Raw genomic sequence first — 14,933 nt, forward strand, 5'->3', positions numbered from 1 at the left:
TCGTTCCGGCCAATGCGGCCGGGACGACGGGTCCGGACGGAACACGTGACTATTTCGGCGTCTGCAGTACGACCCCGTAGCGGCCGTATATCCGATCGATCGTACCGTCGTTTCGCAGCCGTTCAACCGCTCCATCGATGGTGTCGCGCAATGCATCATCCGGACGGACCATGCCGACCGCGACGTTCCAGTTGAGATCGGCCACGGACTCGTCGCGATCCAGGATACGAAATGCCTTGTCTGGATGCGTCAGATTGAAATAACTCGCTGCAGTGGGTGTGACCGCAGCGGCATCGATCTCATGGTTTGACAAGGCATCGAGGCTGTCGCTCTCGAAGCCGAAAGTCGACGTCGGGACGTGCCGTTGACTGATGATCATGGCAGCGACGGATCCGACCTGCACCCCGACCTTGGTATGCTCGTTGAGGCTCTGGAACGAGGCGAGCGCGCTGGATGAGGGGACGGCGAGCGCGACGCCTGTGCGATAATACGGTTTTGAGAATCTCAAGCGGGTTTCACCCTGCGCTTCGCGGTCGGCGATGACGTCCAGAACAATGTCGCATCCGGCGCTCCGCATCTGGTACTGGGTGATGATCCAGTCGAGACGCAGCGAGACGCCGAGCTCGTGTGCCAGCGCCTCGCCCAATTCGATCTGAAAGCCGGGAGGATCGGCGGCCTTGCTTGCGAACGGAAGCGAGTTCGGATGGGCGCATAATCCGAGCACACCGGATGCGCGGATCGCGTCCAGGGTTCGCCCCTGCGCAGGATTCAGCAATCCGATCACGGCGCCGACCACAAGCGGGAGAACTGTCTTCATCCCGCGTCCTCGTATCGACATCGGCTGGTCCATTCAGCCCTCGCGCGGCTTCAGGGCGCGGATGTATTTGACGATCTGGTCGATCTGCGCGTCGGTGAAGGCCCCGCCGAATGCCGGCATCGCACCAGACTTGCCGTTCTTGATGCGGCTGTGCAGATAGTCGTCGTCGCGCGGCGAGTTCATCAGCTGTGGTCCCTTGCCGGCGGCCCGGCCGCCTGCGGAGTGACAAAAGCCGCAAGTCCCCGCGAATAGCTGTTCGACGTCGAACGTCCCGTTGTCGGGTACGGGAGTGGCAGACTGCGCCTGAATCGGTGCGGCATACAGTGACGAGGCGCCCAGCACCGCCGATAGCAGCGCGGTGATCTTCTTCACATGCAAGTTCAAGGTATCCAGCTCCATATCCTGAAGCGCCACGCCCCGAAGCACGAGTCCTGAAGCACACCCGGAAATTCCAATGCACGGGAAGCAAGCTTGCGCCTGCTCCCCGGCAATCTGCGATGATTTATTTCAAGCTGAAGACGACGAGCGCCCCGTCATCACGCGGCATGCTCTTGTAGGCGCCGCCGAAGTTTGGCGCGTATTCGTCCGCCAGCATGCCGCCAAAGCCTGCGACTACGGCAATGTACTGCTTGCCGTTGACGGAATAGGAAACGATGCCGCCCTGGTGGCCGGTGCCGTTGTTGTGACTCCAGAGCTCGGCCCCGGTTTCGGCATCGTAGGCATGAAGGATGCCGCGGGAGTCGGGCACGAATACGAGATTGCCCGCAGTCGACAGCACGCTTCCGAGCGGCGGCTCAGGATAGCGAACCTCCCACTTCTTGGCGCCGGTGATGGGGTCGCGCGCGTCGAGATGTCCATAAATCTCTCCGCCCGGAGGGGGCACCATCTTGAAATCGGCGCCGATGTTGAGCTGGACCTGGGGCGCTGTGACCGGCGTCGTCTTCTGGACGTCGAGCGTCATGCACCATTCCTGGCCGATCTTGTAGTACAGGCCGGTCTTCGGGTTGTAGGAGCCGGCGTTCCAGCTGACGCCGCCGCCGATGAAGGGGCACAGCGGCGGTTCGGTGACCTTCCCGGCGGTGAAGTCGCGACGGCCGATCAAGGCACCCGTCTTGGGATCGATATCCTTGACGAAATTGATGTTCTCAACGAGCCGCCAGACATTTTTCACGGCGAGATTGCGGTCATAGACGAAGACGAAACCGCCCTTGTTCGGGTGAACCACGAACTTCTGACCGTCGCGTTCCAGCATCACAAACTCGCCGACCGCGCTGTCGAAATCCCAGGCGTCGTGGGGCAATTCCTGATGATGGAATTTCAGCCTGCCGGTATCGACGTCGAGACCGATCACCGAACTCGTGTAGAGATTGTCGCCGGGACGCGCGCCTTGCGTCTTGTAATCGGCACCCGACCAATCGTAGAGCGGCGCCGGGTTTGCGGTGCCCCACAGGATCGTGTTGGTCTCGGAATCGTAAGTGCCCGGCATCCAGCCACCGCCACCGCCCGTGCGCCAGGAATCGTTTCCCCACGTCTTCATGGCCTCGTCGGTGCCGGCGACGGTCAAGAACTCCCACTTCTTCTTCCCGGTGGTGGCATCCAGGCCGAAGATCGGGCCGCGGCCCGGCCATTCACCACCTTGCGCTCCGATGATCACCGTACCCTTTGCGTAAAGCGGTGCACCGGTGAAACCGACCGTGAGCTTCTGCGAGTCGATCAGCCTGGTTTCCCAGAGGACCTTCCCCGACTTCATATCCAGGCCGAGGACCCTGCCATCCATGGTGCCGACGAAAACCTTGCCCTCGCCGAGCGCTACGCCGCGATTGTAGGGGGAATGGGTCTGACGGGAGATCAGGGCCTCGTCCAGCTCCGGAAAATGGGACCAGATCACCTCGCCTGTCGCGCCGTTGAGCGCAAAAACCCGGCTGTAAGAACCCGAGTAATAGAGCACGCCATCCGCCGCTAGCGGCATCGATTGCAGGCCGCGGGTCGAGCGCCCTGGAATGTGGGTCCAGGCAACGTTCAGATTGCCGACATTGTTTGCATTGATCTGCGCCAGCGGGCTGTAGTGATAGGATTTGTATGAACCGTGGTAGGTCAGCCAATCGTTCTGACCGCCGTTTTCGATCCGCGCAGTATCCACGGACTGGGCCAAGGCCGACGACACCACCAGCGTCGCGCCTGCAAGAAGAGGTAGACCAGACTTACACCAACGCTTCTTCATCCGTTCCTCCCGCTTTATGTTGTTTAACTTGCGTCTCACAGACGCCGCCGCGAGGGATGTTGCAGTCCGCTATCTGTCGGTTCTTCTCCATTGCAGACGAGCCGCCAACGGCTCTCGATCGCTCTCGGCGGACATCGCCAAAAGGTGCTACGTTCTCTGGATTGGTTGCAGTTGTGCTTATCCTCGCTCCGGCAGCGTACGCCGGATGACGAGGAGCGCAAAGACGGAACACGCGCACGGCGCGAATTTGACGCGCGGCGCAGGTCACAAACGTCAGTTGCGCTGTCCGGTTCGTTTGGCCTCGCAGTCTCAGACTGCTGCGGGCGGACGCGATAGCGCCAAGCCCCGAGGAAGGATTTACCCGTACAGCACGCGCGGGAGGATCGTGACGATGCCGGGCCAGAGCGTCAGCAGCAGCACGAAGCCGACCATGATGAGCAGATAAGGCATCGTGACGCGCGCGATGTAGCCGAGGCCATCGTCTGTCAAGCCCTGGATTACGAACAGATTGAAGCCGACCGGCGGGGTGATTTGCGCCATCTCGACCGCAAGCACGAGGAAGATGCCGAACCAGATCTCGTCGAAGCCGGCGCCCTTCACGATCGGCAGCACGATGGGCAGCGTCATCACGATCATCGAGAAGCCATCGAGGAAGCAGCCGAGGATCAGATAAAAGATAATCAGCACCACGATCAGCATGAAGGGCGATAGCCCCAAGCCCTTCACGAAGGCGGCGACTGTTTGCGGGATGCCGAGGAAGGCCGCAGCGTTGCCGAGGATCGAGGCGCCGAGCACGATCAGCGCGATCATCGAGCAGGTCACGACCGAGCCGATCAGCACGTCACGCATCACCTGCTGCGACATCGAGCCCTGCGCCCAGGCGACCAGCGCCGCGCCGAACACGCCGACCGCTGCGGCCTCCGACGGCGTCGCCAGCCCGCCATACATCGAGCCGAGCACGCAGGCGATCAGGAACAGCGCCGGCGCGAGGTCCTTCAGCGCCGCAAAACGTTCGCGCCACGGCACCTGCGAGAGTTTGGCTTCCGTCTCCGGCACCATGCTGGGGTTGAGGGTCGTGTGCAGCATCACCCAGCCCATGAAGGTGGCGGCCAGCAGCAGGCCGGGCAGCAAGCCGGCCGTGAACAGCTTCAAGATCGAAACGTCGCCCAGCACGCCGTAGATGATCATGATGTTGGAGGGCGGGATCAGGAAGCCGAGCGTGCCGGCGCCGGCGAGCGAGCCGATCGCGATGTCACGGGAATAGCCGCGGCGCGTGAGCTCGTTGAGCGACATGCGGCCGATCACCTGCGTCGTCGCCGCCGACGAGCCGGAGATCGCCGCGAATATGGTGCAGCCGATTACGTTCACATGCAGAAGACGACCCGGCAGAAGCCCTGCCCAGGGTGCGAGTCCCTGGAACAGCGAACGCGATAGACGGGTGCGAAACAGCAGCTCGCCCATCAGGATGAACAGCGGCAACGCCAGCAGCTCCTGCGTCGTCAAGATGTTCCAGGCGTATTGCGGCAGCAGCTTGTCGAGCGGGATCGAGCGGAACATCGCCAGCAGCAGCGTCGCGGTGAGCGCAAGCGTCAGGCCGATCCATACGCCGCATGCCAGAAGCGCAAACAGGATCGCAAAGAGAGCGACGACTTCTATGGTCATGGAGTCCGGTGTCCGCTGGCTTGCGCAAGGGCGATCATTCGACGGGCGAGGCCTTCATGCGATGATCCTCCAGCGGCAGGCCGAGCACGGCCTGAATCGCGCGCGCCAGGAACTGGAGCGTCAGCAGCAGCATGCCGAAGGTGACGACTCCTTGCGGAAACCACAGCGGGGTATCGCTCGAGGTCGAAACCTGGCCGCGCACATAGGCGCCGAAGGCGAACTTCGCCATCGACGAGGTCAGGAAGGCCATGAAGGCGAAGCCCGCGGCGGCCGACAGGATTTCGATCGCGCGCTGAAAGAGGGCCGGGACGTTCTTCAGCAGCAGCACGACGCGGATATGGCCACCGACGCGCAGGGTCATGGCAGCCCCGAAGGTGAAGGACGCCGCCATCAGATAGGAGGAATACTCCCACGCGATCGAGATCGTGGGCGGAAAGAACGACAGGAAGTTCGAGAGGAAGCGCGTTGCGACCTCGCACAGCATCAGCAGCGTCAGCATCAAGAGACAGCCGCCGCCGATCCAGCCGTCCAGCCGGCCAAGACGATCGATGCCGTCGAGCAGGATGCGCAGCGGCGCCGGCGCCGCTGCGTTGAGACTCTGCGGAGCTGCGGGCGAAACGCTTGCCACGCTCCGTCCTCAGCGCTTCATTTCGGCGAGATAGGCCCGCACCGGCTTGTCGGCCGCCGGCACGCGCTTGACGAAAGCGTCGAGCTGCGGCGCGGTCTTGGCGCGAATGTCCGTCATCATGGCCTCCGAGACCGGCACCACCTCCATCCCGCCTTCCTTGAGCCGGTTGAGACTGTCGACGTCCGCCTTGAGCGAGTTCGCCCAGAAGCCCGGCTCCATCTTCGCGGCGATGCCTGCGACGAGCTGTTGCTGATCGGCGCTCAGTGCCTTCCAGGAATCGAGGTTGACGGTGAGCATCTGCGACGACCAGACGTGGTTGGTCGCGTAGATGTATTTCAGGAATTCCCAGAATTTTCCGTCGACGCCCGACACCGCCGAGGTGGAGACGCCGGAGACCGCGCCCGAGGCCAGCGCCGGGATCGTCTCACCCCACGGAATCATCACCGGCGCCATGCCGACCACGGCCAGCATCTCGACGGCGTTCTTGTCGGGCACGCGGATCTTGATGTTCTTCAACCCGTCGACATCGGCGACCTTGACCTTAAGGTGCAGATATTGGGTCGGCCAGGGCACGATGTAGAGGATCTTCTGGTTGTTGCGCGCGGCGACCTTCTCGTATTCGGGCCGCACATATTTGTGCAGCACCTTCAATTCGTCCATGGAGCCGCAGAGAAAGGGAATGCTCTCGACGCCCATGAAGGGCTCGTCGCCGACCTGCTGAATATTGAGGACGTCGGCGAGCGGCACCAGGCCGTCGCGCACGGCGCGCAGATGCTCGGGGCCCTTGAAGCCGAGCTGGCCACCGGCCTTCACGGTGATCGCGACCGAGCCGCCGCTCTGCTTCTTCACCTCCTCCGCGAAGGCAAACGCGTTCTGGGTGTGGAAATTGCCGTCAGGCCATACCGTCGACATGTCCCAGCTCACCGTCGCCGCTTGCGCACGGGTCGAGATGTGGCCGGCCGCGAGCAGCGTCGCTGCGCCCGCTGTAAAATTCCGTCGCGTGATCATTGAGCCCCTCCGTTTGCTACGCGCACGACGCCTGAAGCGTCATCGCGTATGCCCATAAACTGCAACCGCGTTGTCGGCCGACACCAGGCCGCTTTCGATATCGTCGTTGACGGCTGTCGGCGCGCGCTCCCGGGGATCGCCGATGCCGGCGCCGCCTGGTGTCAGCACCACCAGCCGGTCGTCCGGCGGCACCTGCTGAAAGCCTTTCCCACGCAGCTTCTTGCCGGACTTCAGGCCGACATAGCCGGCCTCGCCGTTCTTGCCGCCATCGCGGCCGCGTGGCGGATGATCGATGCGGTCGAACGCGGCCAGGATGTCGAACGGCGCATCGACCCCGCTGCCGACTTCGATGATCTGGCCGAGACCGCCGCGGGTGCGCCCTGCCCCGCCGGAATCCGGACGCAGCTCCTTGCGCCAGAAGATCAGCGGCGTCTGCGTCTCGGCGATCTCGACCGGCGTGCCGCGCACGCCGCTGGGATAGGCGGTCGCCGATAGCCCGTCCTTCGCGAAGCGCGCGCCGGTGCCGCCATTGGAAGTCACCGCCATCGAGAATCCGTAATTGCCGCCGGCGCCCGAGCGGGTCTGTCCGCGCACGTTGAGATTCCACAGGCACGATGTCCCTTCCGCGGGCACGCGCTCGGGAATGATCTGGCGCAGGCAGCCGAACACGACGTCGGGCAGCATCTGGCCGATGATGTGGCGCGAGGCGACCGGCGCCGGCTTCGGCGCATTGAGGATCGCGCCCGGGGGAGCCGATACCGTCAGCGGCGAGAGCGAGCCGGCATTGTTCGGGATCTGCGAGGCGACGACGCAGCCGAGACCGAACACGGTGTAGGCGATGGTGTAGGACAGAGGCACGTTGATGCCGAATCTGGACGCGGCCGAGGTGCCGTCGAAATCGACGTGGATGCCTTCGTCCGAGATCGTCAACGTCGCCTCAAGCGAGACCGGCGCGTCATAGCCGTCGACCACCATGGTGTTGCGCCAGGTGCCCTTCGGCAGCCTGGCGATCTCGGCCAGCACGGCCTCGCGCGAGCGGTCGCAAATGTAGTCGCCGAGCGCATCGAGCGAGTCGATGCCGAACTCGGTCATCATCTCGACCAGGCGCTCGCAGCCGACGTCGTTGCAGCCGGCGAGCGAGTAGGTGTCGCCCTCGGTGTCGATCGGCAGCCGCGTGTTGGTGCGGATCATCGCCATCAGCGTCTCGTTGACGACACCCTGGTCGATCAGCTTCAGCATGGGGATGTAGAGCCCCTCCATGAACACGTCGGTGGCGTCGGGTCCGAAGCCGATGCCGCCGATGTCCATGAGATGGCTGGTGCAGGAAAACAGCGCGACCGGCTTGCCGTCCTTGAAGCAGGGCGTGGTGACGACGAAATCGTTGAGATGGCCGGTGCCCATCCAGGGATCGTTGGTGATATAGGCGTCGCCCTCCTTCATCGTCTCGATCGGAAAGTGGGCGATGAAGTGCTTGACCGATTCCGCCATCGAGTTGACGTGGCCGGGCGTGCCGGTCACCGCCTGCGCCAGCATCCGTCCCTTGAGGTCGAACACGCCGGCCGAGAGGTCGCCGCATTCACGCACGATCGGACTGAAGGCGGTGCGGAGCAGCACCTGCGCCTGCTCCTCGACCACGGCGATCAGCCGGTGCCACATGATCTGAAGGTCGATCAGGCTCGCGCCGCTTGCCTTGCTCATGATCAGGCCGCCTTCCGTTCCATGACGATGCTGCCGGCACCATCGATATGGGCATCAAAACTGTTAGAGACGAATGTCGAGGTCTCGTCCTCCGCGATCACGGCGGGACCTGCAATCGTCGCGCCCGGCGCCATGTCCTCGCGGCGGTAGAGCGGGATCTCGATCACCTGCCCTGCCCGGCCGTCGAAGAATTTTCGGCTGCCCGACGCCTTGCCCGCGGGCATGCGTGCCACGTCGGCGACGCGCGGCGGATTGCGTGCCTCGGTCGTCGCAAGCACCGACCAGCTCAACACCTCGATCGCGGCACCCGGAATCGATCGCTCGAACATCGCCGCATAATCCGCCTCGAACTTCTGGCGCAGGCCGGCCAGATCGGCCGTCGCCAACCGCCGGTTCGGCAGTTCGATCGATATCTCATGGCCTTGGCCGACATAGCGCATGAAGGCGGCGCGGCGCTCGCGAACCTGCGCGCCTGCCGCACCCGTCTCGACCAGCGCACGCGCTTCGGTCACCATCTCCTGGAGCAGGTCGGAGACCCCCTCGGTGTCGAAATCGTCGAGCCGCACGTGACGGCTGCGCACCAACTCATAGGCGATCGGAGCCGCAAGGAAGCCGACGGCCGACCCGACGCCGGCATTGGAAGGGACGATCACGCGGGAGACGCCGATCTTCTCGGCGACGCGCGCTGCATGCAGCGGTGCCGCGCCGCCGAAGGCGATCAGCGTATGCTGACCGACAATCTCGCCGCGCTCGACCGCATGCACGCGCGCCGCGCTTGCCATGTTCTCGCAGACGACCTCGTGCACGGCATAGGCCGCGGTTTCCGCCGACAGGCCGAGCGGCTCGCCGACGCTGCGCAGCAGCGCCTGCTTCGAGAGCGCAGGGTCGAGCTTGATCGTTCCACCCGCAAAGGCATCGGGATCAATCAGGCCGAGCGCAACGTCGGCATCCGTCACGGCCGGGCGCAGGCCGCCGCGGCCGTAGCAGGCGGGCCCGGGCTCCGACGAGGCACTCTCGGGGCCGACGGTGACGCGCTTCATCGCGTCGACATGGGCGATCGAACCGCCGCCGGCGCCGATCTCGACCATCTCGATCACGGGAATCCGCACCGGCAGACCCGAACCTTTCAGGAAGCGCGCTGCGCGATCGACCTCGAACACGCGCGAGGTCTCGGGCTGGTATTTTTCGATCAGGCAGATCTTTGCCGTGGTGCCGCCCATGTCGAAGGACAGCACCTTGCTCTCGCCGAGACGCGCCGCGATCTGCGCCGCAAAAATGGCGCCGCCGGCAGGACCGGATTCGACGAGGCGCACCGGAAAGCGCCGCGCCGTCTCGATCGAGGTGACACCGCCGCCGGAGGTGACGAGATAGATCGCGCCGCGGTACTGCTCGACCTGCAAGGCGTCGGACATGCGGGCGAGATAACCGTCGATCAGCGGCTGCACATAGGCGTTGGCCACCGCAGTCGATGTCCGCTCATATTCGCGGATCTCCGGGCACACCGCGGACGATACAGTCACGGAAATGCCGGGCATCTCCTCGCTGATGATCGCTGCCGTACGGCGCTCGTGTTCGGGATTGGCATAGGAGTGCAGGAAGGCGACCGCGACGCTCTCGACGTTCAGCGCGCGCAATCTTGGCGCGAGAGCGCGCACCGCCGCTTCGTCCAGCGGGAGGCGGACGCCACCGTGCGCGTCGATACGCTCGGGCACGGTGAAGCGCAGGGATCGTGGCGCCAGCGGCTTCGGCTTGTCGATGCTGAGGTCATACTGGTCGTAGCGGCTCTCGGTGCCGATATCGAGCACGTCACGAAAGCCCTCGGTCGCGATCAGCGCCGTCCTGGCGCCGCGACGCTCGATGATGGCGTTGGTCGCGAGCGTCGTGCCGTGAATGAAGACGTCGATGTCGCTGATATGGGCGCGCGCATCAGCGAGAATGAGCCGCATGCCGTCCAGCACCGCCTGCTCGGGCCGTTGCGGTGTCGTCAGCAATTTGCGCGTCTTGCGATCCTGCCCCACGTCCAGCACGATGTCGGTGAACGTGCCACCGATATCGACGGCAAGCCGCACCTCGGCTCCCTCAAGCATTCCAAATTCTCCGTGCTGATCGTCAAGACTGAGGACAAAAGCGCAGCAATTTCCATGCCATGGATGACAGGAACATGCTGTGTCCAGCTATTCTGCTTGGCACCCATGCAATAGGCAAGGCATGTCGCAGCCTGCGCGATCAGAGCAGGAATGCAAGCGCCGCTTCGCAGCGCTCCTCGATCTTGAGCGTGAGGAGATCATCGGCGCGGGTGCGTCCGAGATTGACCGCAGCGATCGGAATGTTGCGCTGCGCGGCCGCCTTGACGAAGCGGAAGCCGGAATAGACCATCAGCGAGGAGCCGACGATGAGCATGGCGTCGGCCTGCGCCAGATGATCCTGCGCGGTGGCGACGACGTCGCGCGGGACGTTCTCGCCGAAGAACACGACATCCGGCTTGACGATGCCGCCGCAGGCTTCGCAAGGAGGCACCGTGAACGACGAAAAATCCGCATACTCCAGGTCGGCATCGCCATCGGGTGCATCGGCGGCGTCGAGCGTCAACCATTCTGCGTTGGCGTGGCCGAGCGTCTCCTGGAATTCGCGCCGCGGCGTCTTTTGCCCACAGCCCATGCAGCGGACCAGATCGAGCCGGCCGTGCAGGTCGATCACCTGGCGGTGCCCGGCGGATTGATGCAGCCGGTCGACATTCTGGGTCAGCAGCATTCCGCAACGCCCGCTTGCCTCAAGCCGGGCGAGCGCGTGATGCGCATCGTTCGGCCTCGCCTGGCCGAACCGCCGCCAGCCGATCAGGCTGCGCGCCCAATAGCGCCGGCGCGTATGCTCTTCCGACATAAAAGCCTGGAAGTTCACCGGCTGGGCCCGCTTCCAGTTGCCGTGAGTGTCGCGATAATCGGGAATGCCCGAATTGGTGCTGCAGCCAGCACCGGTCAGCACGAACAGGTTTTCGTGCCGCTGAACGAAGTCTTCGAGCGGAGCTTTTTCCATGGCGCAGATGTAGTCTGCTGCGCTCGGTTTTGCCAGATGGCCAGGAAGCCCGTTAACTCGCCCAGTTCTCGCGGAATTCGGGAAACAGCGTCAGACCTCCGCAGGCGTAGATGGTCTGCCCCGTGATGTAGCTGGCTTCATCCGAGGCGAGGAAGGCGAACACGGCGGCGATCTCTTCCGGTGTACCGACGCGGCCGAGCGGAATGTGGCTGGTGACCACGCCGCGCTTTTCCGGATCGCCGGTCCAGGCCGCGTTGATCGGCGTGTCGATCGCGCCGGGACCGACCGCATTGACGCGAATGCCACGGCCGGCAAATTCGAGCGCCAGCGTACGCGTCAGATTGGCCATGCCGCCCTTGCTGATCGAGTAAGCGAGGTAGCCGGGTTTCGGGATGATCTGGTGCACGCTGGAGCAGTTGATGATGCTGCCGCCTGCGCCCCGCGCGACGAAATGCGCGAGCGCCTTCTGCGCGCAGAGCACGGCGCCGTTGAGATTGACGTCGATGATGCGGCGATAGGTATCGATGTCGAGCGCCTCGCTCGGCGATTCCCGCTGGAAGCCGGCATTGTTGACGAGACAGTCGAGGCGCTTCCAGCGCGCCAAAACCGTCTCGAACATCGCGGCGACCTCCTGCTCATTGCTCACGTCGGCCTTGACGATGGCATGATCGAGCCTGCCGTGGCCCCGATCGCTCGATGCCGTCCGTGCCAGCGCGAGCGTCTCCTCTGCCTTTTCGGGATGATCGACATAGTTGATGGCGACGGTCGCGCCTTCCTGAGCGAGCCGGATGGTGACGGCGCGGCCGATGCCTTGGGAGGCGCCGGTCACCAGCGCGTACTGGCCGACGAGGCGCGAGGAAAAGGTGGTCGAGCGGTCGGTATGTGGCATCGTTGTTCTCCGAGGACACATCAACATGGACGGAACCGGCGTTTTGTTCCATCCCTCAGCGCATCGCTGGGATTCACTTCTCGCGGCGAGCCAGCGGCGAAGTCAGGATTTGGTACAGGATAATAGCGCCAAAGGTTGCGGTGCCGATCCCACCCATCGTGAAGGCGCCGAATTTGAGCGTGAAGTCGCCGGCGCCTGCGGTGAGCGCGACCGCGACGGTGATCAGGTTTGCCGGATTTGAGAAGTCGACCTTGTTCTCGACCCAGATCCGGCCGGCCATCGCTGCGATCAATCCGAACAGCACGATCGAGAGTCCACCGATGACGGGACCCGGGATCGACAGGATCAGCGCGCCGAATTTCGGCGAGAAGCCGAGCACGATCGACACCACCGCCGCAAAGGCAAACAGCAAGGTCGAATAGACCTTCGTCGCCGCCATGACGCCGATGTTCTCGGCATAGGTGGTGACGCCGGTGCCGCCGCCGCAGGCCGCCACGATGGTCGCGAGACTGTCGGCGAGCAAGGCGCGGCCGAGATAGTCATCGAGGCTCCGGCCCGTCATGGCGCCGACGGCCTTGATGTGACCGAGGTTCTCGGCGACGAGAATGATCGCGACCGGCGCGATCAGGACGATCGCATCAGTCTGGAAGCTCGGCGTCGTAAAACTCGGCAGGCCGATCCACGGCGCAGCCGCAAGCGGGGCGAAGTCGATCGGCTTGCCGAAGCCAAGGCCGTTCGCGAACAGCAGGTACAAAAGATATCCGCCGATCGCGCCGAGGATGATCGGCAGGCGGCGCCACAGGCCAGGTGCACCAACGGCAACCACGCCGATGATCAGAACGGTCGCGAGCCCGATTCCTGTGTCGAACGCATCGGCGCTCACTGCCTTGACGGCCACGGGCGCGAGGTTGAGGCCGATCGCGGCGACCACGGCGCCGGTGACGGCCGGCGGCAACAGTCTCTCGATCCAGCCAACCCCCGACCACATCACGACCAGCGCGATCACGCCGTAGAGGACGCCGGCCCCGACGATGCCGCCAAGCGCAACCGACAGGTTCGGGTTCGGCCCGTGCCCAACGTAGCCGGTGGCGGCGATGACGACCGCGATGAACGCGAAGCTCGAGCCGAGATAGCTCGGCACGCGCCCCGCGACGATGACGAAGAAGATCAGCGTGCCGATGCCGGAAAACAGCACCGCAACATTGGGATCGAACCCCATCAGCAGCGGCGCGATGATCGTCGAGCCCGACATTGCGACGCAATGCTGGAGACCGGAGACGACGGTCTGGGCAAGCGGCAGCCGCTCCTCGGGCATGATCACGCCGGAGGACTTCAGAGTCCAACGCGGGAAATAGCCTTGCGCTCGCTCATCTGAGTCCGTTGCAATCGGCATGTTCCCCCCAGTTGCGGTGCAGCGACCGATCTTCGTGCGAACAGACAAAAATGTGATTGTCGCTTCTGCGGCGACCATCACATGATGCAAATCAAACAAGATCAATACGTTCCGGGGCCTATTCTATGACACAGATCGCGATCCAGCCAGCCATCCATCGCCGGCACCAGCCCTGGTACACGATCCTCTACATCCAGGTGCTGATCGCGATCGTGCTCGGGGTGCTCGTTGGCTATTTCTATCCCGATCTCGGCAAGGCCCTGAAGCCGCTCGGTGACGGCTTCATCGCGCTGATCAAGATGATGATCGCGCCGGTGATCTTCTGCACCGTGGTGCACGGCATCTCCTCGATGGGCGACCTCAAGCGCGTCGGCCGGGTCGGGCTGAAGTCACTGATCTATTTCGAGACGGTCTCGACCGTGGCGCTCGCAGTCGGCCTGCTGGTCGGCGAGGTGCTCCAGCCCGGCCACGGCTTCAACATCGATCCCGCCACGATCGACCCGAAATCGGTGGCGACCTACGTCACCAAGGCCAAGGAAGAAGGCATCGTCGCCCATCTGATGGCGATCATCCCCGACAGCTATCTTGGCGCCATCGCACGCGGCGATCTGTTGCAGGTGCTGCTGATCTCGATCCTGTCGGGCTTCGCCATCGCGTTTCTCGGCAAGGCCGGCGAGCCCATTGCGGAAGCGATCGACAAGGCCGCAAAGATGTTCTTCGGCATCATCCGCATCATCGTGCGGGTCGCCCCGATCGGAGCGTTCGGCGCGATGGCCTTCACCGTCGGCGCCTACGGCCTCGGTTCGCTGCTCAACCTCGCGGCCCTGATCGGCACGTTCTATCTCACCAGCATCCTGTTCGTTGTGGTCGTGCTCGGCGCAATCGCGCGGCTCGCCGGCTTCTCGATCCTGCGTTTCATTGCTTACATCAAGGACGAGCTCCTGATCGTGCTCGGCACCTCGTCGTCGGAAACGGTGCTGCCGCAGATGATCCAGAAGATGGAGCATCTCGGCGCATCGCGCTCGGTGGTGGGCCTCGTCATTCCAACCGGCTACAGCTTCAACCTCGACGGCACCAACATCTACATGACGCTGGCGACGCTGTTCCTGGCCCAGGCGACCAACACCCACCTGACCATCTGGCAGGAGCTCGGCATTCTCGGCATCGCCATGATCACCTCGAAGGGCGCCTCGGGCGTGACCGGGGCGGGCTTCATCACGCTCGCGGCGACGCTCTCGATCGTGCCCGACATCCCGATCCAGTCGATCGCGATCCTGGTCGGCATCGACAAGTTCATGAGCGAGTGCCGCGCGCTGACCAATCTGATCGGTAACGGCGTCGCCTGCGTCGTCATCAGCATCTCCGAAGGCGAGCTCGACCGCGATGCGCTGCACGAGACCATGGCCCATCCGCTGGAGATGGGTGAGGCTCTCGAACCGGGCGGCAGCGCCGCCTCCTAGGCCGCGCGCAAGTATGGCGGAGTCCGGTTCCAACGCGGTAGTTTCCCGGAGTGGTCAATCAATGCGCAACGCGCCACAACAACCGGGTTGGGATCACGGATTGATACTCATTCTTTCCACCCGA

12 protein-coding genes are annotated in these 14,933 nt (G+C 63.9%); 1 reads left to right on the plus strand and 11 read right to left on the minus strand.

The genetic code is table 11. The features are described 5' to 3' along the window. Window positions 1–49: 49 nt before the first annotated feature. The 11 genes from BRA471DRAFT_RS30440 to BRA471DRAFT_RS30490 all read right to left on the minus strand — a co-directional run bounded on the left by BRA471DRAFT_RS30440 (window position 50) and on the right by BRA471DRAFT_RS30490 (window position 13,349). The gene (locus tag BRA471DRAFT_RS30440; RefSeq protein WP_007614302.1) at window positions 50–817 is read right to left on the minus strand and encodes an ABC transporter substrate-binding protein; all 768 of its coding nucleotides are present in this window, start codon (window positions 815–817) and stop codon (window positions 50–52) included. Window positions 818–850: 33 nt separating this feature from the next. After that, window positions 851–1,201 carry a cytochrome c gene (locus BRA471DRAFT_RS37215; protein WP_007614309.1) on the minus strand — a complete coding sequence of 117 codons (351 nt, stop codon included), beginning with the start codon at window positions 1,199–1,201 and terminating at the stop codon, window positions 851–853. A 118-nt stretch (window positions 1,202–1,319) separates the two neighbouring features. Then, window positions 1,320–3,038 carry a PQQ-binding-like beta-propeller repeat protein gene (locus BRA471DRAFT_RS30450; protein ID WP_007614311.1) on the minus strand — a complete coding sequence of 573 codons (1,719 nt, stop codon included), beginning with the start codon at window positions 3,036–3,038 and terminating at the stop codon, window positions 1,320–1,322. Window positions 3,039–3,395: 357 nt separating this feature from the next. After that, window positions 3,396–4,700, minus strand: a complete 1,305-nt coding sequence (locus BRA471DRAFT_RS30455) for a TRAP transporter large permease (protein ID WP_007614313.1) — start codon at window positions 4,698–4,700, stop codon at window positions 3,396–3,398. A gap of 34 nt (window positions 4,701–4,734) precedes the next feature. Continuing rightward, window positions 4,735–5,328, minus strand: a complete 594-nt coding sequence (locus tag BRA471DRAFT_RS30460; RefSeq protein WP_007614314.1) for a TRAP transporter small permease subunit — start codon at window positions 5,326–5,328, stop codon at window positions 4,735–4,737. A 9-nt stretch (window positions 5,329–5,337) separates the two neighbouring features. Next, a complete protein-coding gene (locus BRA471DRAFT_RS30465; RefSeq protein WP_007614316.1) occupies window positions 5,338–6,336 on the minus strand; it encodes a TRAP transporter substrate-binding protein in 999 nt (332 codons plus the stop codon). A 39-nt stretch (window positions 6,337–6,375) separates the two neighbouring features. Further along, window positions 6,376–8,034 carry a hydantoinase B/oxoprolinase family protein gene (locus tag BRA471DRAFT_RS30470; RefSeq protein WP_007614318.1) on the minus strand — a complete coding sequence of 553 codons (1,659 nt, stop codon included), beginning with the start codon at window positions 8,032–8,034 and terminating at the stop codon, window positions 6,376–6,378. A gap of 2 nt (window positions 8,035–8,036) precedes the next feature. Next, window positions 8,037–10,121: a hydantoinase/oxoprolinase family protein gene (locus BRA471DRAFT_RS30475; RefSeq protein ID WP_007614329.1), complete on the minus strand. Its 2,085-nt coding sequence runs from the start codon at window positions 10,119–10,121 to the stop codon at window positions 8,037–8,039. Window positions 10,122–10,260: 139 nt separating this feature from the next. Next, window positions 10,261–11,067, minus strand: a complete 807-nt coding sequence (locus tag BRA471DRAFT_RS30480) for an NAD-dependent protein deacetylase (protein ID WP_007614332.1) — start codon at window positions 11,065–11,067, stop codon at window positions 10,261–10,263. Window positions 11,068–11,119: 52 nt separating this feature from the next. Continuing rightward, complete coding sequence (locus BRA471DRAFT_RS30485) at window positions 11,120–11,956, minus strand: SDR family oxidoreductase (RefSeq protein ID WP_007614335.1); 837 nt, start codon at window positions 11,954–11,956, stop codon at window positions 11,120–11,122. Window positions 11,957–12,029: 73 nt separating this feature from the next. Continuing rightward, window positions 12,030–13,349: a solute carrier family 23 protein gene (locus BRA471DRAFT_RS30490; RefSeq protein WP_007614336.1), complete on the minus strand. Its 1,320-nt coding sequence runs from the start codon at window positions 13,347–13,349 to the stop codon at window positions 12,030–12,032. Between the two features lie 125 nt (window positions 13,350–13,474). Here BRA471DRAFT_RS30490 and BRA471DRAFT_RS30495 point away from each other — a divergent pair, with 125 nt between their 5' ends. Then, window positions 13,475–14,809: a dicarboxylate/amino acid:cation symporter gene (locus tag BRA471DRAFT_RS30495; RefSeq protein ID WP_007614338.1), complete on the plus strand. Its 1,335-nt coding sequence runs from the start codon at window positions 13,475–13,477 to the stop codon at window positions 14,807–14,809. Window positions 14,810–14,933 lie beyond the last annotated feature (124 nt).

Origin of the sequence: Bradyrhizobium sp. WSM471, from assembly GCF_000244915.1 — a bacterium.
GTDB lineage: Bacteria > Pseudomonadota > Alphaproteobacteria > Rhizobiales > Xanthobacteraceae > Bradyrhizobium.

Coding starts and splice junctions, on each gene's coding strand:
- BRA471DRAFT_RS30440 (WP_007614302.1), bottom strand. CDS start 817: ATGAAGACAGTTCTCCCGCTTGTGGTCGGCGCCGTGATCGGATTGCTG.
- BRA471DRAFT_RS30450 (WP_007614311.1), bottom strand. CDS start 3,038: ATGAAGAAGCGTTGGTGTAAGTCTGGTCTACCTCTTCTTGCAGGCGCG.
- BRA471DRAFT_RS30455 (WP_007614313.1), bottom strand. CDS start 4,700: ATGACCATAGAAGTCGTCGCTCTCTTTGCGATCCTGTTTGCGCTTCTG.
- BRA471DRAFT_RS30465 (WP_007614316.1), bottom strand. CDS start 6,336: ATGATCACGCGACGGAATTTTACAGCGGGCGCAGCGACGCTGCTCGCG.
- BRA471DRAFT_RS30470 (WP_007614318.1), bottom strand. CDS start 8,034: ATGAGCAAGGCAAGCGGCGCGAGCCTGATCGACCTTCAGATCATGTGG.
- BRA471DRAFT_RS30475 (WP_007614329.1), bottom strand. CDS start 10,121: ATGCTTGAGGGAGCCGAGGTGCGGCTTGCCGTCGATATCGGTGGCACG.
- BRA471DRAFT_RS30480 (WP_007614332.1), bottom strand. CDS start 11,067: ATGGAAAAAGCTCCGCTCGAAGACTTCGTTCAGCGGCACGAAAACCTG.
- BRA471DRAFT_RS30485 (WP_007614335.1), bottom strand. CDS start 11,956: ATGCCACATACCGACCGCTCGACCACCTTTTCCTCGCGCCTCGTCGGC.
- BRA471DRAFT_RS30490 (WP_007614336.1), bottom strand. CDS start 13,349: ATGCCGATTGCAACGGACTCAGATGAGCGAGCGCAAGGCTATTTCCCG.
- BRA471DRAFT_RS30495 (WP_007614338.1), top strand. CDS start 13,475: ATGACACAGATCGCGATCCAGCCAGCCATCCATCGCCGGCACCAGCCC.